Consider the following 22,762-nt stretch of genomic DNA (forward strand, 5'->3'; position numbering starts at 1 on the left):
GCATGGGGCTGGATCAACAGGTAGTGGCCGCGCTGCCGGAACTCGGACACGGCCTGCTGATGACGCTGGTGCTCACCGTGCTGGCGTCATTAGTCAGCGTGGTGATGGGGCAGCTCGGCTGCTTCCTGCAGCTGCGTCGTGCCTGGATCTGGCGCGCCATCGGGCGTTTCTATGTCAGCGTGATGCGCGGAACGCCAGCGATTGTGCAGCTGTTTGTGGTGTTTTTCACCTTGCCGCGGCTGGGATTGGGCGGTCAGCCGATGCTGGCGGCGGTGATTGCCATTGGCCTTAACAGCGGCGCGTACGTGGCGGAAATCCTGCGCGTGAATCGCAGCCTGGTGACGCGCGGACAGCTAGAAGCATCGCGCACGCTGGGTCTGAGCCGCCTGCTGACGTGGTGGTACGTCATCAATCCCCAAGTGATGCGCGCCAGTCTGCCGATGCTGGTGAATGAATTCACCATTCTGCTGAAAACCACGCCGCTAGCGTCGGTGGTGGCGCTCACTGAACTGACCTACGCCGGACAGATCGTCATCGCCCGCACCTACGAAGCTACGCAAGTGCTGCTGCTGGTGGCGGCCGGTTATCTGCTGATCGCCATGCCGTTAATTGCGGCGGCGCGCCGTTTAGAAGCGAAGCGGAGGTTGGTGTAATGGATTGGCAGGCAATTATCACCTCTCTGCCGTCGCTCGGTGACGGCCTGCTCGCCACCTTGCAGCTTTGTCTGGTGGCGGCGCTCTGCTCACTACTGTGGGGCGCGCTATTGGCCGTGCTGCTGATGCGTGCCTCGCGGTTCTGGCTGCGTTTGCTCAATCTTTACAGCGGCTTAACCCTCGCGCTGCCGCTGCTGGTGGTGATCTATCTGCTCTATTTTGTGTTGCCGGAATATGACATCACGCTGTCGTCGCCGGTGGTGGGCGTGCTGGCATTGACGCTCTACTACGCGCCTTACATTGCGCAGGTGATCCGCTCGGCGATTGATGCGCTGCCGCAAGGGCAGTGGGAAGCGTGCCGCGTGTTGGGCCTGAGCCGCAGCGAACAACTGCGTGACGTGGTGCTGCCGCAAACGCTGCCGCAGATGTTGTCGCCGCTGGTCGGGCTGATGATCGGGTTGATTAAAGACTCCGCGCTGCTGTCGATTGTCTCGGTGCAGGAGTTTATGTACGCCGCCAAACAGGCGATTTCGGATACCTACGCGCCGCTGGAGATCTATCTCACGGTGGCGCTCTGTTACTGGCTGCTCAACAGCATTATCGACTGGCTGGCGCGCGGCCTTGAATCTCGCATGACGCGCTATCGTCGTGCCATGCAGCATTAATCAGGAGAACAACATGTCGGCTGAATTTCAGCATCGTGAAGCGATGACCATCCCGGCGCGCTACGGCAAAGCGGTGCGCTTGAAGCAAGGTGAAGCGGTGCAGGTGATTAACCTGCACGGCACGCAGGTGGTGGATTGCTGGGCGTACAACGCTGAGGATGTGAGTGAATATATGTGTATGGAGGCGACGCGCGTGTGGAATCAGCGTCTCAATCCCAAAGTGGGCGACAGCTTTATCACCAGCCAGCGCCATCCGATTTTGACGCTGGTGGCGGATACCTCGCCAGGCGTGCACGACACCTTTATGGCGGCCTGCGATGCGCGTCGTTATGAGCTGCTCGGCTGCACCGAACCGCATCGCAACTGCCATGACAATCTGTTTGAAGGCATGCGTGAGCTGGGCGTGACGCTGCCGCATGGCAATCTGGCCTCGTTTAATATCTTTATGAATATTCAGGTGCAGCCGGATGGCATCACGCTGAAGACGCTGCCGGTGGTGACGAAGCCGGGTGACTATATTGTGCTGCGCGCCGAGATGGACTGTTTTGTGGCGTTTTCCGCCTGTCCGCAGGATATCGTCAGCATTCAGGGGCAGGGCGACAACACCCCGCGCGATGCCGAGCTGCGTATTCTGACCAGCGGTTTCCCGCAGGTGCAGGTACAGGGGGCATGGGTTCCGGCTTGACTGTGCACGCTGTCCCTGTGCACGCTGTCCCCCATCCCGGCCTTCCCCCATGAATGGGGGAAGGAGACGCTGCCACATGCAGCTTCAGAACTATCATATTGCAGCATCTTCCTCCCCCATTTATGGGGGAGGACCGAGGAGGGGGACAGCAATCACCGACCGAGGAGGGGGACAGCCAGCACCGACAGCCAGCACGATCTAAGACTTCACCACCCCATCCAGCCACGCCTGAAAGCGTGCGTACGGTACATACAGCGCCACATTCTTAAACAGCGTTTTGCCGCTTTTATTGTCATCAATCTGGCTGCTGTAACCGACAATCACCCCCGCCAGCGTATCATCGCTGGCGTTATACACCGCGCCGCCGGACATACCTTTCACCACGCCGGCATTGGCCGCCACCACCACACAGCTGGCTTTGTTCCAGTCATTCGCCAGCGTGGTATTGATCAGATTCTTGCCGCTTGACGCTACCGGCATCGCGGAAATAAAGCTGTAGCCATACAGATTCACGTCGTCGCCGATATGGCTATTGCGGAACGGCGGCGGCAAATTGGCTTCGCTGTTTTTATGGTACACCACGGCGATATCGCATTCGGGATGCCAGGCTTTCACCCGATAGAGTGAATACTTCGCCACGTGGGCCGCCGTCAGGCTGTATTCGGGCGTGAGAGGAATGGTGGTGCCAAGCGCACCAATGCCCAGCACCGTTGGAATGCCGGTGACGGTCATATCGACGCGTTTTGCTGCTTCTTTGCTGTATTCGTAATGCCCAACAGAGCAGCCGCTTAGGCAGCCAACCGTTAGCGCGATGAGCCATCGCATACGCTTTCCCCTCGATTTTTGACACCCCATAACCGGGCAATCCATTGAGGTATCGGCAGTGCACGCCCATCCTTTACTGTTTGATTTTTCGCCAAAAGCTGACTCACTGTGATAACGATCACACCCTTCTCAAGCGTAGCGCGGAAACCTCCATCTGTCTCAATGGTTAGTCAGTGACATTTTCGCGCGCAGGGATTATTGCTACGGGCGCAAAATAGTCTTGCGGCGCGCAGGGTGGTTGGCATGGAAGGGCTATGCTTTAATAACAATGTGACGCAGTTCAAATTTTAATAAGCGTCTGTTGTCACCGTACTGCGTTCGCAGTGCGGCCCGCCTGCAAAAAATTATTGGGAGAGTGTGTTATGCCTGTTGCATTACTGGCGCTGGCGCTGAGTGCGTTCGCCATCGGCACCACGGAATTCGTCATTATGGGATTGCTGCCCGAGGTGGCGGGTGATCTGCAAGTGACCATTCCTTCTGCGGGATGGCTGATCAGCGGCTACGCGCTGGGCGTTGCTATTGGCGCGCCGATCATGGCGTTGCTGACCGCCAAACTGCCGCGTAAACGTACTCTGATTCTGCTGATGATCATCTTCATCATCGGTAACGTGCTCTGTGCATTGGCCTACACCTACAACCTGCTGATGCTGGCGCGAGTGGTGACGGCGCTGTGTCACGGTGCGTTCTTCGGCATCGGTGCAGTGGTGGCGGCGAGCCTGGTCGCTCCAGGTAAACAAGCTTCTGCCGTGGCGCTGATGTTCACCGGTTTGACGCTGGCCAACGTGCTCGGCGTGCCGCTCGGCACCTGGTTTGGTCAGATGTTTGGCTGGCGCGCCACCTTCTGGGGCGTGGCGATCATCGGCATCTTCGCCTTTATCGCGCTGATGGTGAGCCTGCCGACCAACAAAGAAGAGAAGCCGGTGCATCTGGCGAGTGAAATCAGCGCGCTGGCCAACGGCAAACTGTGGCTGTCGCTGCTGATGACGGTGTTCTTTGCGGCGGCGATGTTTGCGCTGTTTAGCTACATTGCCCCGTTGCTGCTGCAGGTGACCGGTATCTCGGATCGGGGTGTTAGCTGGACGCTGTTCCTGATTGGCGCGGGGCTGACCGTCGGTAACATCCTCGGCGGCAAGCTGGCCGACTGGAAAGTGTCGTTCAGCCTGATCCTCAGCTTTGTGCTGATTGCAGTGTTCTCGCTGCTGTTCAGCTGGACCAGCCATGCGCTGTGGCTGGCGGAAATCACGCTGTTCCTGTGGGCGATGGCGACCTTCGCCACCGTGCCGGGCTTGCAGATTAACGTGGTGCGCCACGGCAAAGATGCGCCGAATCTGGTCTCTACGCTGAATATCTCCGCTTTCAACGTCGGCAATGCGCTCGGCGCGTGGGTCGGTGGCGCGGTGATCGAGAAAGGGTACGGCCTGACGTCGGTGCCGGTTGCCGCTGCTGCGCTGGCCGCGGTCGGACTGGTGATCTGCCTGATCACCTTCCGCAAAGCGGGCGGGCAGGGCGAAGCGGTCAACGCTTAAGCCAGCCGCTCGGCAATACGTTGTGGAAACGCCGCCACGTGCTGTTGCAGGTGGTCGCAGAAGTGATCGACCAGCGCCGAAGCCGGTCGATGCTGCGGCCGCACTAAACTCACGGTGAAGGGCACGGCAATATTGAAGCGACGCATCACCACACCGCTGTCGGCGTAATCCAGCGCCGTCAGCGGATTCACAATCGAAATCCCCACGCCCGCGCGCACCATCGCGCACACTGACGCCGCGCTGTGCGTCTCCAGCACCAGACGACGCTCCACATTCTGCTCATGAAACAGGGAATCCAGCAGCTGGCGATAGCTATCGCTGCGCGACAGGCTGACGTAGTTTTCACCGTGGAAATCCTGCGGCGTCAGCACCTCGCGCTGACACAGCGGATGCTGTGGCGGCAGCACGCACACTTCGTCACAGGTCAGCAGCGGCAAGCGTTCGGTGCCCGCCGGTGCGTGTTGGGTTTCGGTCAGGCCGAGATCGTAACGCTGTGCCGACAGCCACTCTTCCAGCAACGGCGACTCCTGCGGAATGATATTCAGGCTGACCTGCGGATAGCGCTGAAGAAAGGGCTGCAGCACCGGCGGCAACAGCGACTGCGAAAACACGGGCAGGCAGGCGATCGACAATTCACCCTGACGAAACTGACGCAACCCTTCGGCGGCATCCATGATGCGATCCAGTCCGTACCACGAGCGCTGCACCTCTTCGTACAGCCGCAAGCCTTGCACCGTTGGCTGCAGGCGGCCGCGCACCCGTTCGAAAAGCTGCAGGCCGAGCTGCTGCTCAAGGCGCGCCAGTTCGCGGCTCACCGTGGGCTGCGAAGTATGCAGCAGCGTCGCCGCCTGCGTCAGGTTGCCGCTGGTCATCACCGCGTGAAAAATTTCGATATGTCGCCAGTTAATTTTTGCCATTGTCTCCTCCAGATAGCTCATATCATATTTGTATAGATGTCGCTAAAACAGATATTTTTCTGAATTGATGCGCTGTGGCTAAATAGCCTCAATGACACAGGAGAATTGACATGCCACGCCCACTTAATAACACCGAAACCGCGTTAACTGCCGCCAACTTACTGCCGCTGGCGCAGCGTTATGCCGGCCCATTCTGGGCTTATGATGCGGCGATTATTCAGCAGCGCATTGCGCAGCTCGGCGCCTTCGACGTGGTGCGTTTTGCGCAGAAAGCCTGCTCCAACATTCACATTTTGCGTCTGATGCGTGCGGCGGGCGTCAAAGTCGATTCGGTATCGCTGGGTGAAATCGAGCGTGCCATTGCCGCTGGTTATCAGCCGGGCGGCGAAGATATCGTCTTCACCGCCGATGTGTTTGATCAGCCAACCCTGGCGCGTATCGCCGAGCTGAAAGTGCCGGTCAATGCCGGTTCGGTGAATATGCTGCATCAACTGGGCGAGCTGTCACCGGGCCACGCGGTGTGGCTGCGCATCAATCCGGGTTTTGGTCACGGTCACAGCCAGAAAACCAACACCGGCGGTGAGAACAGTAAACACGGCATCTGGCACAGCGATCTGCCGCTGGCGCTGGCGGCGATTCAGCAGCACGGCCTGCGTCTGGTCGGCCTGCATATGCACATCGGTTCCGGCGTGGATTATGGCCATCTGCAGCAGGTGTGTGACGCGATGGTCGATCAGGTGGTGGCATTTGGGCAGGATTTGGAAGCGATTTCTGCCGGTGGCGGTTTGTCGATTCCGTATCGTTTTGACGAAGAAGCCATTGATACCCAGCACTATTACGGCTTGTGGAACGACGCGCGCGAGCGTATCGCTGCGCATCTCGGTCATGCGGTGAAACTGGAGATTGAGCCAGGCCGTTTCCTGGTTGCTGAATCGGGCGTGCTGGTGTCACAGGTACGCGCGGTAAAAGAGATGGGCAGCCGTCACTTTGTGCTGGTCGATGCCGGTTTTAGCGATTTGATGCGTCCGTCAATGTACGGCAGCTATCACCACATTTCTCTGCTGCCGGTCGATGGCCGCGCGCTGGGCGACGCCACCGTGGAGAGCGTAGTGGCCGGTCCGCTGTGTGAATCGGGCGACGTGTTCACGCAACTGGAAGGCGGCAAAGTGGAAACCCGTGCGCTGCCTGTGGCGCAGGTCGGCGATTATCTGGTGTTCCACGATACCGGCGCGTATGGCGCGTCGATGTCGTCGAACTACAACAGCCGTCCACTGATTCCGGAAGTGCTGTTCGAGAATGGCGCGGCGCGTGAAATTCGTCGTGCGCAGACCATTCAGGAGCTGCTGGCGCTGGAGCTGATCTGATGAAGATCGTCGCGCTCAGCGAGGTGCCGCATCACGCCACGCAGATCACCGACTGGCTGTGGCAGGCGTTTGGTGACGGTACGTCGCGTGAGTTTTACCACAGCATTGTGCGCAGCAGCCTCAACGGCGCCGACTTTCCGGTGACCTTCGTGGCGCTGGACGGCGACATACCGCTCGGCACGGTGGGATTCTGGCGCTGCGATTTGATCAGCCGTCAGGATCTCACGCCGTGGGTGGCGGCGCTGTTTGTTGAGGAGTCCGCGCGCGGCAAGGGATTGAGCAAAGCGCTGCAGCAGCATGTGATCGATTTCGCGCAGCAGCGCGGTCATGACAAGCTGTGGTTATGGTCCACCTTTGGCGGCTATTACGAACGTTTTGGCTGGCAGTATCAATGCGAAGCGCTGGAGTTCCCGGATGTGCGGGTGAAGGTGTATTCGCGGGATTTGTGATGGGTGCGCGTTGTCCCTCATCCCAGCCTTCTCCCGCAAGCGGGAGAAGGAGCCGCCCAAGCAAGCTGTAAATCCGAGGTTCACTCCACCTAATCATTCCCTCTCCCGCTTGCGGGAGAGGGTTAGGGTGAGGGAAAGCGCGCACCAGGATTTAACCCGGCCCACTCACCGAATGCCGTCTTACCAGCGTGGGGCTAAACATATTGGTCACTTCCGGCATCTCGCTGCCATTGGCTAACGCCAGCGCCAGTTGCGCCGCCTGTTGCGCCATGGTGACAATCGGATAACGCACCGTCGTCAAACGCGGGCGCACATAGCGCGACACCAGCACATCATCGAAGCCAATCAGCGACATCTCTTCCGGCACGCGAATGCCGTTATCACTCAGCACCGCCAGCGCACCGGCGGCCATCGAATCGTTGTAGCAGGCCACCGCGGTGAACTGCTTGCCGCGTCCCATCAATTCGGTCATCGCTTGTTCGCCGCCCACTTCGTCTGGTTCGCCCCACGCCACCAAACGGTCATTACACGGCAAACCGTGCTCTTTCAGCGCGTCGTAATAGCCTTGCAGACGATCTTCGGCATCGGAAATGGTGTGCGTGGAGCAGATAAAGGCGATTTGCGTATGGCCTTGCTGAATCAGATGGCGCGTTGCCAGCCACGCGCCGTAGCGGTCATCCAGCGCGATGCAGCGATGTTCAAAGCCTTTCAGCAGGCGATTCAGCAGCACCATGCCCGGCACCTGCTTCATCAGCATCTCTAAATCGTCGTCGGGGATTTTCTTGGCGTGCACCACTAAGGCGGCGCAGCGATGGCGCATCAGTTGCTCAATCGCCTGACGCTCTTTTTGCTCATTGTGGTAACCGTTACCAATCAGCAAAAAGTTGCCGGTCTGGCCCGCAACTTCATCCACCGCTTTGACCATCGCGCCAAAAAACGGATCGGAAACATCGCCCACCACTAAACCCAGGGTTTCGGTGGATTGCTGCGCCAGGGCGCGTGCGTTGGCGTTCGGGTGATACTGCAACTGCTCCATTGCCGCCGTAACGGCGAGGCGAGAACTCTCGCTGGCTTTGGGCGAATTATTGATGACGCGGGAGACGGTCGCAACCGACACCCCAGCCATACGGGCAACATCCTTAATGGTAGCCATGCGATTATCGACATCCGGGAAAACGTTTACACATGCCACCAGTGTTACGGAAAACCCACCCTGTAGCAACCCGGCAGAATGCCAGCGCTGTCGCAAAAGCACGGAAAATCAGGCGCTCACAGCCGCGCTTTAGCTCGGTTACAGGCTCATGTTATGCTGCCAGACACAATCACACCTGCCTGCCGGACCCAAAAACCATGAAAACTCGCGTGCCACACCTGGCGCACTGGGGCGCATTCACTGCCGTCACCGAAAACGATCGCCTGATTGGCTGTGAACCCTTCTTCGCCGATGCCGATCCCTCGCCGATGCTCAACACCATTCCTGAACTGGTCTATTCGGATAAGCGTATTCGCCAGCCGATGGTGCGCCGTTCATGGTTGAAGTCGCGCGAGAACAGCGATCGCACCTTACGCGGTCGGGAAGATTTCGTGGCGGTGGATTGGGATACCGCGCTGGATTTGGTGGCGGAAGAGAATCGCCGCGTGCGCGATCGCTACGGCGCAGCGGGCATTTTCAACGGCTCTTACGGCTGGTCATCGGCGGGACGCGTCAACCACGCGCGCACGCTGATCCGTCGCTTCTATTTTCAGGGCGGCGGCGGCGTCGATCAGCAAGGTAACTACAGCTGGGGCGCGGCGCAGTTCTTCCTGCCGTACGTGATTGGCACCTACATGCCGCTCACCGGCCGCGTCACCGACTGGCCGGAAGTGGTGCAGCACGCCGACATCTTTATCGCCTTCGGCGGCCTGGCGCTGAAAAACGCGCAGGTGGCGTCCGGCGGCGCAGGGCAGCACAGCCTGAAACCGGCGCTGGAGCAGCTCAGCGCCAAAGGCACGCCAATCATTAACATCAGCCCAATGCGCGATGACTGCCCGGCGTTCGTCAATGCCGAGTGGATTCCGATTCGCCCGAACACCGACGTGGCGCTGATGCTGGCGCTGGGTTTTGAGATCACCAGGCTTAACGCGCTGGATGAAAGCTTCCTCGCCAGCCACTGCACCGGCTGGCCGCAGCTGCGCGGCTATCTGCTCGGTGAAAGCGATGGCATCGCCAAAACGCCTGAGTGGGCCAGCAGCATTACCGGCATTCCGGCGGCGCGCATTGCTTTGCTGGCGCAGCAGCTGATCGGCAAACGCAGCTTTATTACCTGCTCCTATTCGGTACAGCGCGCCCATCGCGGCGAGCAGCCGTACTGGATGATGATTGCGCTGTCGTCAATGCTCGGTCAGCCAGGCTTGCCGGGCGGCGGTTTCTCCTTTGGTCATGGCTCGATGAACAGCGTCGGCAATCCGCGTCAGGATGGCCCGGCACCCATGATGAGCACCGGCCCGAATCCGGGCAATTTGTCGATTCCAGTGGCGCGCATCAGCGACATGCTGCTCAATCCCGGCCAGCCGTACGCATTCCAGGGTGAAACCCAGCACTATCCGGATATCCATTTGGTGCACTGGGCGGGCGGCAATCCGTTCCATCATCATCAGCAGCTCAATCGTCTGGTGGAAGGCTGGCAGCGCCCGGATACCGTGATTGTGCAGGATATCGTCTGGACGCCGGCGGCGCAGATGGCGGATATCGTGTTGCCCGCGACCACCACGCTGGAGCGCAACGACATCGGCGGATCGTCGCGCGATCGCTTCGTGCTGGCGATGCATCATGCGATCAAGCCGCAGCATCAGGCGCGCAATGATTTCGACATCTTCGCTGATATCGCCGATCGCCTCGGCTATCGTGATGTGTTCACCGAAGGGCGCAATGAGATGCAGTGGATTGAGCATCTGTATCAGCAGTGCGCGGTAGCGCATGCGCGCCGTGATATCCCGTTCCCGGAGTTCGGGGAATTCTGGGAGCGCGGTTTTGTCGAGATTCCCGAAGGCGGCAAGCCGTTCGTGTTTATGGATGATTTCCGCGCTAACCCAGAAACGCATCCAATTCAAACCGCCAGCGGTAAGATTGAGCTGTTCAGCCAAACCATTGCCGATTATCAGCTGGAGGATTTCGCCGGACATCCCGAGTGGCGCGAGCCGCAAGAGTGGCTGGGCGCGCCGCTCAGTTCACAGTTCCCACTGCATATGATCTCGATTCAGCCATCCGATCGTCTGCACAGCCAGATGGACGCCACCGCCACGGTGCAAGGCAACAAAACCGCCGGACATGAGACGCTGTATATGCATCCGCAGGATGCGGCAGCGCGTGATATTCAGGATGGCGATGAGATTGAGGTGAGCAACGCGCGCGGGCGCATGCTGGCCGGTGTGCGCCTGACCGACGGGGTAACGCCGGGCGTGGTGATCATCGCCACCGGCGCCTGGTTCGATCCTGGCTTTGGTCGCGCCTGGCAACCGTGGGATCGCGCCGGCAACCCGAATGTCCTGACATTGGATATCGGCACCTCGTCGTTAACGCAGGGTCCTAATGCCATGAGTTGCCTGGTGGAAATCAAAAAACATCTGATGTGAATGGGCAACGAATAATCTCATCGCTGGTTACATTTTGCCGGTAACTGTTGCGTTTAGGCGATGGTTTCCCAGCGTGCCACCTTGCTACAGTCAGGGTCCCAGAGGTATTGATGGGTGAACATCAAAAAGTTTTCTTGATTACACCGACCTGCGCAGATGCGCAGGTTTTTTTTTGCTTAACGAATCGAAACACAGTTTTCCTGTCAACTCGCTTTACGTTTCTTTATAACTGCAAGCAATAAGCTTCAGATTCACTTACAGCAGCGGATTGCCATGCCTCAAATAAAAAAATTTCTGGGAAAAGACCAGATAAAAGCGCCCTTTAACCCGTTTCGTTTTCGCCTGATCTGCCTTGGCGTGTTCTGCTGTTTGGTGCTGTTGCTGATTTGCGTTGGTGACCTGCAGCTGATCAAGCATCCGATGCTGGAGCACGAAGCCGATCAGCGCTCGCTGCGTACCGTAACGTTGCCAACTAACCGTGGCACCTTGCTGGATCGCGACGGCCAGGCATTAGCGCTGAGCGTTCCGGCGCGTGACATCATCGCCGATCCAATGCGCGTGCTGGAGGCAAATCCCGATTTCACCAGCGCCAAATGGGCTTATCTGGCGGCCGCGCTCAATCAGCGTCCGGAAGATCTGCGCGCGGCCATCACCGCCAACCCGAAAAAACGCTTCCTCTATCTGGGCCGCAAAATCGAACTCGGCATCGCCAAAGATATCGCCGAGCTGAAACTCAAAGGTATCAGCTCGGTGTATAACGACAGCCGCTTCTATCCAATGAGTGAAGCAGCTGCGCCGCTGATTGGTATTGTAGGGGCCGACAGCAATGGCCTGAACGGCATCGAGAAGGGCTTCGACCATGTGCTGCAGGGCGATCCAGGTAAAGAGGTTTATCGTCAGGATGGTGAAGGCAACATCATTGCGATGATCGATTACCAGCCGCCACAGCAGCCGCCAACCGTGCAGCTCAGTATCGATAAGTTCGACCAATTCACGCTCTACAGCAAACTGCGCGACGGCGTGCTGCTTAACAAAGCGGATTCGGGTGCGGCGGTATTGGTGAAAATCGATACCGGCGAAATTCTGGCGATGGCCTCTTATCCGTCGTTCAACCCGAACAACTATGAAAATGCCACGCCGGCGCAGATGCGTAACTCGGCGATCAACGACAGCTACGAACCCGGCTCCACGGTGAAACCGCTGGTGGTGATGGAAGGGCTGGAGCGCCATCTGGTGCGCGCCGATTCGGTGATCGATACCACGCCTTACAGCGTCAACGGCCACTTAATTCGCGACGTTGGTCACTGGCCGCGCCTCACCATGACCGGCATTTTGCAGAAATCGAGTGACATCGGCGTCTCGCACATTGCGCTGGCGATGCCCGCTGAAGCGCTGGTTAATACCTATCAGGCATTTGGCCTGGGTAAACCTACCGGGCTGGGATTGACCGGTGAGAGCGTGGGGTACTTCCCGCTGCACCGCGAGCGCTGGGCTGATATCGAACGCGCCACCTTTGCCTTTGGCTACGGCCTGCGCGTCACGCCGCTGCAGATTGCGCGTGAATACGCCACGCTCGGTTCGTACGGCGTTTATCGTCCACTGTCGATCACCAAAGTGACGCCGCCGGTGTTAGGCAAACAGGTGGCGAATCCGCAGGTGGTGCAAACCGTGGTGCATATGCTGGAGAGCGACGTACTGCCGGGCGGGACCGGGGTAAGAGCGGCGGTGCCGGGTTATCGTCTGGCGACCAAAACCGGTACCGCAGAGAAGATGGGCACAAGCGGCAAGTACGATGGCGGTTATATCAACTACACCGCCGGCATCGCGCCCGCCAGCCATCCGGAAGTGGCGCTGGTGGTAATGATCAACCATCCCACCGCGGGCGATCACTTTGGTGGCTCGGTGGCGGCACCGATCTTCGGCAACATCATGGGCCCGGTACTCAAGCACATGAACGTGGCACCCGATGCGATCTACAGTAAACCTTCTTCAGACAAATCTTAGTTAAATCAAAAGCGTAAGTGAGGTGTGGAGAATATTCACACCTCGTTTCACTTCCCCAAACACCGTTGCTTTTTGCACCTGTCTTTCACCGACTCAACGGTGCGAGTATGGAGATCCCAGAGGTATTGATGGGTGTGAAACAAGCTGCTTTGGCAGTACCCTGTTATTACACCGACCCACGCAGATGCGTGGGTTTTTTTTGCCTGTAATTTAGATCCGAACTGATCATCTTAATTACTCAATGCCTGTAATTTGTTCTTTTCTTTTTAAAAAGCCATGCGAAGATTGTGCCTTAAGGTTTTTCACAAGATTCAAACGAATCGGTGCCGCCTTACACCACAGGATGAACGACAGCTAAGGATGCGTTATGAAATTCTCCTATCCCATCAGAAACCTCAATGGCAGTGAATTCCAATCACATGATGAGGTGATGAGCCTTATCGCCAGTGAACCGCATGGATCCTGGGCTATTGGTGCCAACGGCTTCTGGCATGGCGGAATACATATCAGTGATGTCTCCCAGCCATTTTCGGCACTCATACCAGATGCACAGAACAGTGAAGATCCTGTGCCGCTGCAATTCATGACTGATGGCACAATCGTTGCCTATCGCTTAAATGACACCTACCCAACAGCGCGGCATTGCGGCACGACGCTTTGTCATAGTTCTTCGTTTGTGTTGGTGAAATCGCTTTGCAAACCAAATCCGGACAGAGAAGAAACCTGGTTAGAATTCTATTGCCTGTACATGCATCTTGCTGCACTCAACGATTATCCCTCATCGCAGTGTTACAAAGTTGCTGCTGATCGCCGTGGTATCACACTGCGGCGTTTCAAAAAGGGGCATTTTGGCGTGCCTGAAGGTGACGAAGCTAAAAGGCAATACGCGCTTTATCCTGCGCCACCAAGAAGCGGTCAGGTCATTAATGATGGCGACCGGATTGTAGTCTCACGGCAAGGTCGGTTTTATCTTCACAAGAATGGAAAAAGCGAACTTAATACTTTCGGCCTTGCCAGGTTGCTGAAGGCTGGCAAGCCGGGCAAAGAACAGTTTTGGGTAACATTAGATCCTGAGCTTCTGGAGCCTGATGGGGAGATGTATGATCTTCTGCCAGATTGGATGGCAATAGCCGCCGATAAGGGCATCTTTAATGACGTAGTAATGACGGATGAAGGTGATGAATGGAAAGTCAACGCCGGGACGCCATTAGGATTTTTGGGGCTTACCGAGAGGCCAGATTCGACTGAGTTAGTTAAAAAAGAGTGGTTCATTCATTTGGAATGCCTGAGTGTTGATAGCAGAATGCCTCGCTTTCTTTCTAATCCAGGCCGCGTTCAAACCGATAAGCGTATGCTCAGAGCCGCAAAGGGTGAGCTGATTTATCTTCGAGATGATTTCCGTGAAACACCTGAATTTAGAGAGACGGGCGTTCCGCTAGGAGCACAGCAATTTTTGTCGCGTGATTCAGCCATACCTTTCCTCGATGATGCCGAACGCTGGTGGTATAACGTCAGCGGTTCAGGCTGGTTGCCACAAGATAAAGTTCTAATAACCGAACAGTTTGATTTGCTGAGCCAGGGTTTCACCCCTTTAGAAGAAGTGACCGTTAATGATGTATCAGAAACATTCAAAGAGAACTGGGTTATTACTGCTCTGGAACTGATAGCAAGCAGTGCAGAGCACCAACGGGTTATGAAGCACGCTTTTGTTCCTGATAACTATCGCAGGCTTATCGCTAAGCTGGAAAATCCGCAATACGATGGCGTTAATGCCGTGCGTGGCGCCTTACGCGTTCGTCATTCTTTAGTTCGGGATGTCGTTGATCGGCTTGTTATTCGGCACCACAGCGAATGGTATGGATCGATCTCAAGCGGTCGTTGGAACGGGGTTTATAAAGATCTGGATGTTTTCGACAAGAAATATTGTGAGAAATGGCAATCCGATATGGAGTGGATGAGCCAGGTTGAGCCGTTTAATCAGGACGAACCAATATGGCATTTTCATCCCATAGTATTTCTCGACGCATTAAAAGAATCAAAGAAGAAAGGGTGGGCACATAGTCCATTCGCTAATTTATTAGGTCGAGTGGAATCAAATAATGATTACACTGCCTATAATCGTACTTATCCGCATCCTAAACCAACTAATAGTGAAGCAAAGTATGGGACAAGCCTTACTTCGTTGACTATTCAACAAGTCATGGACGCTCAGAAAAAACACGATATGTTTGCTACAGGCCGGTTTCAAATAATACCATCAACTCTAAAAGATGCCGTAAGTAAACTCGCACTTGATATGAATGCGTTGTATGACGAAAGTCTTCAGGATAAAATATTTGAAGAATATCTCATTAAGATTAAACGTAAACCTATTATTAATTTCTTAGAGGGGGATGGTAGCGTTGAAGACGCAATGTATGCATGGGCTATGGAATTTGCTTCTGCGGGTGTGAGGAAAGGGAAGAAGATCTCAAGAAATCGAATTGCAGATAGTGAAGGGGTTTCTTACTACACTGGTGATGGGCTAAATAAGGCTCATATCTTACCCGATAAAATGAAAGAACTATTGGAGGAGTCTAAAAATGGAATTTAATCGTTTTTGCAAGGGATTATTATTTATTCTATTGTTAGGGCTTGAATCAGGCATTTCACAAGCGGAGACACATTTGTCTCTTTCTGATTTTAATGTCCATGATTCATACAAGGGACCGGTAAACCACAGAGAAAATGTTAAAAATCTGTCACCAAATCTTGCATGGGAATATAAAAATGCTAAAAAAATAAATTTTGCTGGGCATTATGTCCTCTTCACTTTCGGCAGTGGTGGTGGTTCATTAGGTTATGGCTTACTGGACGCTAGGTCGGGAATCTTAGTGGAAAGTGAAATTCCAAATTATTATGCTGAGGGATTAGAGAGCGATCAATTTAACATCAATAGTTCATTAGTTATCATAAAAGGGCAAGCTCTTGATGATGAAGATAATACAATAAAATATTTTTCACTAAAAGATGGTGCGTTGAAACTAATTAAAACAGTCAATGTAGCTTCTGAAAATGAATGAATATTATTGGGCAAGATGAAAAGCATTAATCATATCTGTCCACAAAAATTCTTTTCTAGACTTTAGTGGACATTAACAGGACATTTCATGATGAAATTTTTGGCTACTATTTTTTTTATTGTGTCTTTAACCGCTAAGGCTGATCTACCCAATGGAATTTGGTCTACAGAGTGTGGAGCAAGTGATGCATTTGACCTTAAGATCTCCAATTCTCTTTCAGGTCTGGTCGTCAATGACAATCAAATCGTAGTGCAGTACGCATCCGTAATGGCTTCAGAAAATAAGGTGGACCTCTATTTTATCAAGCCTATCGACTTGGGACGTGGTGGAATGACCATTAACTGGAGCAATGTCAGTGGAGAAATGAGAATTGCAGAGCTAGCATTTTCTGGTGACAGCGGCGTCCTTAACTGGAGTGGGTTTTATGATATTAGCGACAACAAATATGTTTGGATAAATGAGCCCGACTTTGTTCAAAATTATTCTGAACATGGAGCCATCAACTTAAAACATTGCTCGCATTAAGTTCTAATCGCTAGCAAGGAAGTAACCCCTTAATTCAGCCCCATCCCAGATTACTCAGTCCGTTCGTGGAAGAGGTATGTGTTTTTCACCCAATATTTACCACCGCGCGAACTCGCTCACACCTCTTGTCTGAGTCTTAACACTTCCCCGGCAACATAAAAATATCTGGTTGTGTAACCTGTATGTAACGCACCGCGATGTCGCATTCCATGGCGGTTCGCTAGCCCCTTACGGTGTTGGTAGCGCTTTAGGGGGCGATTTTTTATTGCGATTCGTTGAGGCCAACCCGCGATGCCAAAAACCAAAGACCGCACGCCAAAAGGCGAGGGCCGCTCTTCGGCGTTTCAGTTACGTATTCACCCGGAGCTGCACGAGCAGCTGCGCAGTTTGACCGACGACGACAACGTTACGCTGTCGTGCTGGTTAAAAGAGCTGGCGCGTCGCGAGCTACGCCGTCGCGGCATCGAACCGAAGGGTTAATCGTAAGGTCGTCATTTATGACGACCTTGCCAATGGCCGCACCGTGCAGCCTTCGGAGCGGTCACCATAAATGGCGACCCTACGGTGCGATATGCACGGACGTAGTCCCCATCAAAACCCGCAAAACGCTAAAAACCCCAACCCTTTATGGCACGAAAGGTTTACCATTTTCCTTTGGAAAATATATTTTACGCAACCTTAACAACCCCTCTTAACCCGCCTCCCTACAATGGCTTTCAAGTCATTACCTTCGTGACTATTCCCTTCCTATCTTTTAGAGAACAACTATGCGCCTGAAACTTCTTTCTGCCAGCGTGGTGTTTTTACTGGCAGCCTGTGACCAGGGCGGAGCAAAGCCCGCCGCATCCGCCACCCCGCAAGTGGGGGTGGTCAACCTGAAAGCGCAACCCGTTACGCTTGTCAGCCAATTGCCAGGCCGCACCACGGCGGTGAGAACTGCGCAGGTGCGTCCGCAGGTGAGCGGCGTAATTGAAAAAATCCTGTTTACCGAGGGCGGTGAAGTGAAAGCCGGCCAGCCGCTGTATCAAATCGATCCGGCCACCTATAAAGCGGCTTACGACAAAGCCATGGCGACCTGGCAGAACGATGCGATGGTGGTGAAGCGCTATCAGCCGCTGGCCAACGCGCACGCCATCAGCCAGCAAACCTACGACGATGCGGTCGCCGCCGCGCGTGAAGCGCAGGCCGACGTGGAAACCGCCAAAGTGAATCTCGACTACACGCTGGTGAAAGCACCGATTTCCGGCCACATTAGCCGCTCGCTGTACACCGCCGGTGCGCTGGTCACCAACGGGCAAACCGATTATCTCGCCACCATCACTCAGCTTGATCCGATCTATGTCGATGTCAGCGAATCCTCCACCGATCTGCTGCGCCTGCGCCGTGCGCTGGCCGATGGCAAAATCGCCAAAGTGGCCGACAACACCGCCGCCGTGGGCTTGTCGCTGGAAGATAACAGCCAGTACGCCGAGCAGGGCAGGCTGGCGTTCTCGGAAGTGAACGTCGATACCGCCACCGGCACCGTGGTGCTGCGCGCGGTGTTCCCGAACCCGAATAACGAACTGCTGCCGGGCATGTACGTGCATGCCAGCTTCCCGCAGGGCATTCAGCAGCAAGGCATTTTGCTGCCGCAAGAGTCGATCATGCATGACACCAAAGGTCAGCCGTATGTCTTTGTGGTGAAAAGCGACAACACCATCGAGCAGCGCAGTATCCACACCGGCGAGATGATTAAAGGAGAATGGCTGGTGACCTCGGGCTTGCAGCAAGGGGAAAACGTGGTGGTGAACAACCTGCAAAGCGTGCGCAGCGGGGTGAAAGTGACCACCACCGCCGCCAACACCAACGACACGCCATCCGCCAATGCGGTGAGTCTTTCGATGACTGACGCAGCGGCGCAATAAGGGGGCGGCATGTCGAAGTTTTTTATAGAACGTCCAATCTTCGCCTGGGTTATCGCCATTATCGTGATGCTGGTCGGCGCGATTGCCGCCATCAGTTTGCCGGTCAATCAATATCCCAATATCTCCGCGCCAGCGGTCTCTATCTCGGTGACCTATCCGGGTGCCAGCGCCGAAACCACGCAAAACACCGTGGTGCAGGTCATTGAGCAGCAGCTGAATGGCCTGGATGGTTTGCGTTATCTGGAGTCGAGCAGCGCCTCGGACGGCAGCGCGCAGATCATCGCCACCTTTAATCAGGGCATCAATCCCGATATCGCCCAGGTTCAGGTGCAGGATCGCGTGTCGCTAGCGGAGTCGCAGCTGCCCACCGATGTCACCCAGCAAGGTATCCGCATCCGTAAGTACCAGAAAAACTTCATGATGGTGATCGGGCTGATCGCCAAAGACGGCAAGCTGACTAACGGCGATCTGGCCGACATGCTGGTGTCGAAACTGGAAGATCCGATCTCGCGTACGCCGGGCGTCGGCGACTTCATGGTGCTGGGATCCGAATACGCGATGCGCATCTGGCTCGATCCGGCCAAATTGTACAAATACAACCTGATGCCGAGCGATGTCACCACGGCGATTGATAACCAGAACGTGCAGGTGTCGTCCGGTTCACTCGGCGGTTTGCCGACCATTCAGGGCGCAAAAACCCAGGCGACGATCCTCGGCAAAACCCGTTTCACCACCGTGCAGCAGTTTGAGAATGTGCTGCTGAAGGTGAATAGCGACGGCTCGCAGGTGCGGCTGAAAGATGTGGCCAGCGTCGCGCTCGGGCCGCAAAGCTACGGCATCGATGCCACCATGAACGGCAAACCGGCCGCCGGTATCGCGCTGCGTCTGGCAACCGGTGCCAATGAACTGGATACCGCCAAGGCGGTGCGCCAAACCATCGCCGACCTGAAAGATTCGCTGCCGGATAACGTCGAGATTCAGTATCCGTACGACACTTCGCCGGTGGTCAGCGCCTCAATTGAAGAGGTGGTGAAAACGCTGATCGAAGCGGTGGTGCTGGTGTTCTTCGTGATGCTGATCTTCCTGCAAAACCTGCGCGCCACGCTGATCACCACGCTGGTGGTGCCGGTGGTGCTGCTGGGCACCTTTGGCATTCTCTCAGCCTTTGGTTACAGCATTAACACCCTCACCATGTTCGGCATGGTGCTGGCCATCGGGCTACTGGTGGATGACGCCATTGTGGTGGTGGAGAACGTTGAGCGCGTAATGCACGAAGAGCAGCTCGACCCGAAAGCCGCCACCATTAAATCGATGCAGCAGATTCAGGGCGCGCTGTTTGGCATTGCGCTGGTGCTGTCGGCAGTGCTGCTGCCGATGGCGTTCTTCTCCGGATCGACCGGTGTCATTTACCGCCAGTTCTCGGTCACCATCGTCTCGGCGATGGCGCTGTCGGTGATCATGGCGCTGATCTTCACGCCTGCGCTGTGCGCCACCTTGCTGAAACCGGCGGCAGCGGAGCATAAAAGCACCGGATTCGCCGGTTGGTTTAACCGCAAGTTCGACAGCGGGGCGATGCACTACACCCATGGCGTCAGCAAAGTGATTTCCCGTCGCGGCCTGTTCCTGGTGATCTATCTGGTGATCGTTGGCGTGACGGGATTTTTGTTCACCCGTGTACCGACCACCTTCCTGCCGGGTGAAGATCAGGGCTTGATGATGGTGCAGATCACGCTGCCGGTGAACTCGTCGTCGCAGCGTACCCAGCAGGTGATCAACGATCTCAACGCCTATCTGCAACAGAACGAAGCGTCGGTGGTGACCACCACCTTTGGCGTGGCGGGCTTTAACTTTGCCGGTCGCGGCCAGAGCAACGCCATGGCTTTTGTGCGCCTGAAAGATTGGGGCGACCGCACGCACAGCGGGCAAAGCGTGCAGGACCTGGCGAACCGCGTGATGGCGCACTTCGCCAACTACCAGAACGCCAAAATCTTCGCCATGGTGCCGCCGGCGGTGATGGAGCTGGGCAACGCCACCGGTTTCGATCTCTATCTGCAGGATACCGGCGCGCACAGCCATCAGCAGATGATGGATGCCGCGCATCAGTTGATTACGTTGGCGAACAACGATCCGCATCTGGCGCAGGTACGTCTTAACGGGCTGGAAGATGAGCCGCAGTATCAGCTGGAGATCAATGATGAGAAGGCCAGCGCGCTCGGCCTGAGCATGACCGACATCAACAACACTTTGTCGGTGGCGTGGGGCTCCAGCTACATCGATCAGTTCATGTATAACGGCCGCGTGAAAGAGGTCTATCTGATGGGTAAAGCGGACTCGCGCGTCACACCGTCGGATCTCGACAAATGGTACTTCCGCAACAGCAGCGGCACCATGGTGCCATTCTCCGCCTTCGCCTCGGGCAAATGGGTGTACGGCTCGCCGCACTTTGAACGCTTTAACGGCTTAACCGCTGAGGAGATCCTCGGATCGCCCGCGACGGGCCAGAGTACCGGTGAAGCGATGAAGGCGGTGGAACAGCTGGCGAAGCAGCTGCCGCACGGTTTCCGCGTGCAGTGGTACGGCATTTCGTATGAGGAGCAGGCATCCGGCAGCCAAACCACGCAGTTGTATCTGATCTCGATTCTGGTGGTGTTCCTGTGTCTGGCGGCGCTGTACGAGAGCTGGTCGATTCCGTTCTCGGTGATCATGGTGGTGCCGCTCGGCATCCTCGGCACCATTAGCGCGGTGCTGCTGCGCGGCCTGCAGAACGATGTTTTCTTCCAGGTTGGCCTGCTGACCACCGTGGGGCTGGCGGCGAAAAACGCCATCCTGATCGTCGAGTTTGCCAAAGAGCTGCATGAGCGCGAGGGCAAAACGCTGGTGGAAGCGGCGGTAGAAGCGGCGCGGCTGCGTATCCGTCCGATTATCATGACCTCAATGGCGTTTATTCTCGGCGTGCTGCCGCTGACCATATCCAACGGCGCGGGCGCAGGCAGCCAGCATTCGATTGGTACGGCGGTGGCGGGCGGTATGATCACCGCGACTTTCCTCGCCATCTTCTTTGTGCCGATGTTCTACGTGGTGGTTTCGCAGTTCTTTGCGCGTAAGAAACAAACATCCGCAGAGGTGGTTAAAAATGAACATGAATAACTTCCGTCTGGCGCTGTTGCCGCTCGCGCTGGCATTGGCCGGTTGTACGCTGGCACCGCACTATCAGCGCCCGGCGCTGCCGGTGGACGCTAAATACGATCAGGCGACGCCCGTCGGCAACGTCGCCGATTTACCGTGGCAGAACTTCTTCACCGATGCCACGCTGCGCAACCTGATCCAGCTGTCGCTCGATAACAACCGCGACCTGCGCGTGGCGGCGCTGAACGTGCAAGAGGCGCAGCAGGGCGTCACGGTGCAGCGCGCGGCGCTGATGCCGTCGATCAACGCCACGGCCAGCCAGACTTCGGCGCATGAACCGGCCAATCTCTACAACACCAAAACCAGCGGCGCGGTGACCTATCACGAGCTGAACAGCGGCTTGAGCGTCACCTCGTGGGAGCTGGATTTCTTCGGCCGCCTGCAAAGCCTGAGCGATCAGGCGCAGGAAACCTATCTGTCGAGCGCCGCCACCGAACGCGCCACGCGCATTTCATTGATCGCGGAAGTGGCGACGGCGTGGCTGACGCTGAGTTCGGATAACGATCTGCTGCATCTGGCGCAACACACCGCGCAAAGCCAGCAGGAATCGTATCGCCTGACCAAACTCAGCTACGACGGCGGTGCCAGCAGCGATCAGGATCTGGCGCAGGCCGAAAGCACGGTGCGGGCGGCGCAGGCGGACGTGGCGAGTTACACGCGTCAGGTGCGGCAGGATGTCGATGCGCTGCGCTTGCTGGTCGGCACCGAACTGCCCGCCACGCTGCTGTCACACGCCACGCTGGACGCCAACTGGCAGTTCCCGGCCACGCCCGCTGGCTTACCGTCGGATCTGCTGACGCGTCGCCCGGACATCATGGCAGCGGAGCACACGCTGAAGGCGGGCAATGCCAATATCGGCGCGGCGCGTGCCGCCTTCTTCCCGAGCATCACGCTGACCGCGTCCGGCGGCTCCACCAGCAGCTCGCTTGGCAGCCTGCTGGGCGGCGGCACCGGCGCATGGTCATTCATGCCATCGATTAACCTGCCGATTTTTGACGGTGGTAAAAACCAGGCCAACCTAAATATCGCGCATATCGAGAAACGCATTGAGATTGCTGACTATGAGAAGGCGATCCAGACCGCGTTTAAAGAGGTGAACGATGCGCTGGCCGGTCAGGATACCTGGCAGGATCAGCTGACGGCGCTGCAACAGGAGGTTGGCGCCAATCAGCGCGACTACGACTATTCCGTATTGCGCTTCAAGCAAGGCGTCGACAATTATCTCAATGTGTTAGTGGCCCAGCGATCGCTTTACAGTGCGCAGCAGTCGCTGATCAGCGCGCATCTCGGCCAATTGAGCCAGAAAATCACCCTGTACAAGGCGTTAGGCGGCGGCTGGAAATCTTAATCACCTTAACGAAACCCTTACGGTTCGCGTATGGAAT

18 protein-coding genes are annotated in these 22,762 nt (G+C 56.2%); 15 read left to right on the forward strand and 3 right to left on the reverse strand.

Features of this window, described 5'->3' with window-relative positions:
* Positions 1-2: 2 nt before the first annotated feature.
* From MWH02_RS18825 to MWH02_RS18835, 3 genes are read left to right on the forward strand one after another with little or no spacing between them, the layout of a single operon-like run.
* Complete coding sequence (locus MWH02_RS18825; RefSeq protein ID WP_101761969.1) at positions 3-653, forward strand: amino acid ABC transporter permease; 651 nt, start codon at positions 3-5, stop codon at positions 651-653.
* Positions 653-1,318, forward strand: coding sequence for an amino acid ABC transporter permease (locus MWH02_RS18830; protein ID WP_101761970.1), 666 nt, complete (start codon positions 653-655; stop codon positions 1,316-1,318). The genes MWH02_RS18825 and MWH02_RS18830 overlap by 1 nt, the downstream gene beginning before the upstream one ends.
* Positions 1,319-1,331: 13 nt before the next feature.
* Positions 1,332-2,003, forward strand: coding sequence for a DUF1989 domain-containing protein (locus MWH02_RS18835; RefSeq protein ID WP_101761971.1), 672 nt, complete (start codon positions 1,332-1,334; stop codon positions 2,001-2,003).
* 198 nt (positions 2,004-2,201) lie between these two features.
* Here the strand turns inward: MWH02_RS18835 and MWH02_RS18840 are convergent, their stop codons facing one another.
* A complete protein-coding gene (locus MWH02_RS18840; protein WP_101761972.1) occupies positions 2,202-2,828 on the reverse strand; it encodes a hypothetical protein in 627 nt (208 codons plus the stop codon).
* Between the two features lie 362 nt (positions 2,829-3,190).
* Between MWH02_RS18840 and MWH02_RS18845 the strand changes: the two genes are divergently transcribed.
* On the forward strand, positions 3,191-4,354 hold the full coding sequence (locus MWH02_RS18845; RefSeq protein ID WP_101761973.1) for an MFS transporter: 1,164 nt from the start codon (positions 3,191-3,193) through the stop codon (positions 4,352-4,354).
* Here the strand turns inward: MWH02_RS18845 and MWH02_RS18850 are convergent.
* A complete protein-coding gene (locus MWH02_RS18850) occupies positions 4,351-5,271 on the reverse strand; it encodes a LysR family transcriptional regulator (protein ID WP_271461232.1) in 921 nt (306 codons plus the stop codon). The two genes, MWH02_RS18845 and MWH02_RS18850, sit on opposite strands and share 4 nt — an antisense overlap.
* Positions 5,272-5,381: 110 nt before the next feature.
* Here MWH02_RS18850 and lysA point away from each other — a divergent pair, with 110 nt between their 5' ends.
* Positions 5,382-6,635: a diaminopimelate decarboxylase gene (lysA, locus tag MWH02_RS18855; protein ID WP_271461233.1), complete on the forward strand. Its 1,254-nt coding sequence runs from the start codon at positions 5,382-5,384 to the stop codon at positions 6,633-6,635.
* Positions 6,635-7,084: a GNAT family N-acetyltransferase gene (locus MWH02_RS18860; RefSeq protein ID WP_271461234.1), complete on the forward strand. Its 450-nt coding sequence runs from the start codon at positions 6,635-6,637 to the stop codon at positions 7,082-7,084. The genes lysA and MWH02_RS18860 overlap by 1 nt, the downstream gene beginning before the upstream one ends.
* 151 nt (positions 7,085-7,235) lie before the next feature.
* On the opposite strand, the gene galR is transcribed toward MWH02_RS18860, so the two are convergent.
* Positions 7,236-8,237, reverse strand: coding sequence for an HTH-type transcriptional regulator GalR (gene galR, locus MWH02_RS18865; RefSeq protein WP_036649453.1), 1,002 nt, complete (start codon positions 8,235-8,237; stop codon positions 7,236-7,238).
* A 197-nt stretch (positions 8,238-8,434) separates the two neighbouring features.
* Between galR and MWH02_RS18870 the strand changes: the two genes are divergently transcribed.
* The 9 genes from MWH02_RS18870 (at position 8,435) to MWH02_RS18910 (ending at position 22,725) form a co-directional block, all read left to right on the forward strand.
* Positions 8,435-10,696: a molybdopterin-dependent oxidoreductase gene (locus tag MWH02_RS18870; RefSeq protein WP_271461235.1), complete on the forward strand. Its 2,262-nt coding sequence runs from the start codon at positions 8,435-8,437 to the stop codon at positions 10,694-10,696.
* A 273-nt stretch (positions 10,697-10,969) separates the two neighbouring features.
* Positions 10,970-12,700: a penicillin-binding transpeptidase domain-containing protein gene (locus MWH02_RS18875; RefSeq protein WP_101761978.1), complete on the forward strand. Its 1,731-nt coding sequence runs from the start codon at positions 10,970-10,972 to the stop codon at positions 12,698-12,700.
* 367 nt (positions 12,701-13,067) lie between these two features.
* Positions 13,068-15,293 carry a hypothetical protein gene (locus tag MWH02_RS18880; RefSeq protein ID WP_271461236.1) on the forward strand — a complete coding sequence of 742 codons (2,226 nt, stop codon included), beginning with the start codon at positions 13,068-13,070 and terminating at the stop codon, positions 15,291-15,293.
* Positions 15,283-15,762: a hypothetical protein gene (locus MWH02_RS18885; RefSeq protein WP_101761979.1), complete on the forward strand. Its 480-nt coding sequence runs from the start codon at positions 15,283-15,285 to the stop codon at positions 15,760-15,762. Before MWH02_RS18880 ends, MWH02_RS18885 begins: the two co-directional genes overlap by 11 nt.
* A gap of 87 nt (positions 15,763-15,849) precedes the next feature.
* Positions 15,850-16,287 (forward strand): hypothetical protein, encoded by a 438-nt coding sequence (locus MWH02_RS18890; RefSeq protein WP_271461237.1) that lies wholly within the window; start codon positions 15,850-15,852, stop codon positions 16,285-16,287.
* A 291-nt stretch (positions 16,288-16,578) separates the two neighbouring features.
* Positions 16,579-16,767, forward strand: a complete 189-nt coding sequence (locus MWH02_RS18895) for a toxin-antitoxin system HicB family antitoxin (RefSeq protein ID WP_101761981.1) — start codon at positions 16,579-16,581, stop codon at positions 16,765-16,767.
* Positions 16,768-17,054: 287 nt separating this feature from the next.
* Entirely contained in the window at positions 17,055-18,191 is a 1,137-nt protein-coding gene (locus MWH02_RS18900) for an efflux RND transporter periplasmic adaptor subunit (protein WP_271461238.1), read from the forward strand.
* 9 nt (positions 18,192-18,200) lie between these two features.
* A complete protein-coding gene (locus tag MWH02_RS18905; RefSeq protein ID WP_271461239.1) occupies positions 18,201-21,338 on the forward strand; it encodes an efflux RND transporter permease subunit in 3,138 nt (1,045 codons plus the stop codon).
* Positions 21,325-22,725: an efflux transporter outer membrane subunit gene (locus tag MWH02_RS18910; protein WP_271461240.1), complete on the forward strand. Its 1,401-nt coding sequence runs from the start codon at positions 21,325-21,327 to the stop codon at positions 22,723-22,725. Before MWH02_RS18905 ends, MWH02_RS18910 begins: the two co-directional genes overlap by 14 nt.
* Positions 22,726-22,762: the final 37 nt, after the last annotated feature.

This window comes from Pantoea leporis (assembly GCF_028048155.1).
GTDB classification, from domain to species: Bacteria; Pseudomonadota; Gammaproteobacteria; order Enterobacterales; family Enterobacteriaceae; genus Pantoea; species Pantoea leporis.

Bases quoted from the DNA above. Each gene is read 5' to 3' on its own strand.
- MWH02_RS18825 (WP_101761969.1), top strand. From the start codon at position 3: ATGGGGCTGGATCAACAGGTAGTGGCCGCGCTGCCGGAACTCGGACAC.
- MWH02_RS18830 (WP_101761970.1), top strand. From the start codon at position 653: ATGGATTGGCAGGCAATTATCACCTCTCTGCCGTCGCTCGGTGACGGC.
- MWH02_RS18835 (WP_101761971.1), top strand. From the start codon at position 1,332: ATGTCGGCTGAATTTCAGCATCGTGAAGCGATGACCATCCCGGCGCGC.
- MWH02_RS18840 (WP_101761972.1), bottom strand. From the start codon at position 2,828: ATGCGATGGCTCATCGCGCTAACGGTTGGCTGCCTAAGCGGCTGCTCT.
- MWH02_RS18845 (WP_101761973.1), top strand. From the start codon at position 3,191: ATGCCTGTTGCATTACTGGCGCTGGCGCTGAGTGCGTTCGCCATCGGC.
- MWH02_RS18850 (WP_271461232.1), bottom strand. From the start codon at position 5,271: ATGGCAAAAATTAACTGGCGACATATCGAAATTTTTCACGCGGTGATG.
- lysA (WP_271461233.1), top strand. From the start codon at position 5,382: ATGCCACGCCCACTTAATAACACCGAAACCGCGTTAACTGCCGCCAAC.
- MWH02_RS18860 (WP_271461234.1), top strand. From the start codon at position 6,635: ATGAAGATCGTCGCGCTCAGCGAGGTGCCGCATCACGCCACGCAGATC.
- galR (WP_036649453.1), bottom strand. From the start codon at position 8,237: ATGGCTACCATTAAGGATGTTGCCCGTATGGCTGGGGTGTCGGTTGCG.
- MWH02_RS18870 (WP_271461235.1), top strand. From the start codon at position 8,435: ATGAAAACTCGCGTGCCACACCTGGCGCACTGGGGCGCATTCACTGCC.
- MWH02_RS18875 (WP_101761978.1), top strand. From the start codon at position 10,970: ATGCCTCAAATAAAAAAATTTCTGGGAAAAGACCAGATAAAAGCGCCC.
- MWH02_RS18880 (WP_271461236.1), top strand. From the start codon at position 13,068: ATGAAATTCTCCTATCCCATCAGAAACCTCAATGGCAGTGAATTCCAA.
- MWH02_RS18885 (WP_101761979.1), top strand. From the start codon at position 15,283: ATGGAATTTAATCGTTTTTGCAAGGGATTATTATTTATTCTATTGTTA.
- MWH02_RS18890 (WP_271461237.1), top strand. From the start codon at position 15,850: ATGATGAAATTTTTGGCTACTATTTTTTTTATTGTGTCTTTAACCGCT.
- MWH02_RS18895 (WP_101761981.1), top strand. From the start codon at position 16,579: ATGCCAAAAACCAAAGACCGCACGCCAAAAGGCGAGGGCCGCTCTTCG.
- MWH02_RS18900 (WP_271461238.1), top strand. From the start codon at position 17,055: ATGCGCCTGAAACTTCTTTCTGCCAGCGTGGTGTTTTTACTGGCAGCC.
- MWH02_RS18905 (WP_271461239.1), top strand. From the start codon at position 18,201: ATGTCGAAGTTTTTTATAGAACGTCCAATCTTCGCCTGGGTTATCGCC.
- MWH02_RS18910 (WP_271461240.1), top strand. From the start codon at position 21,325: ATGAACATGAATAACTTCCGTCTGGCGCTGTTGCCGCTCGCGCTGGCA.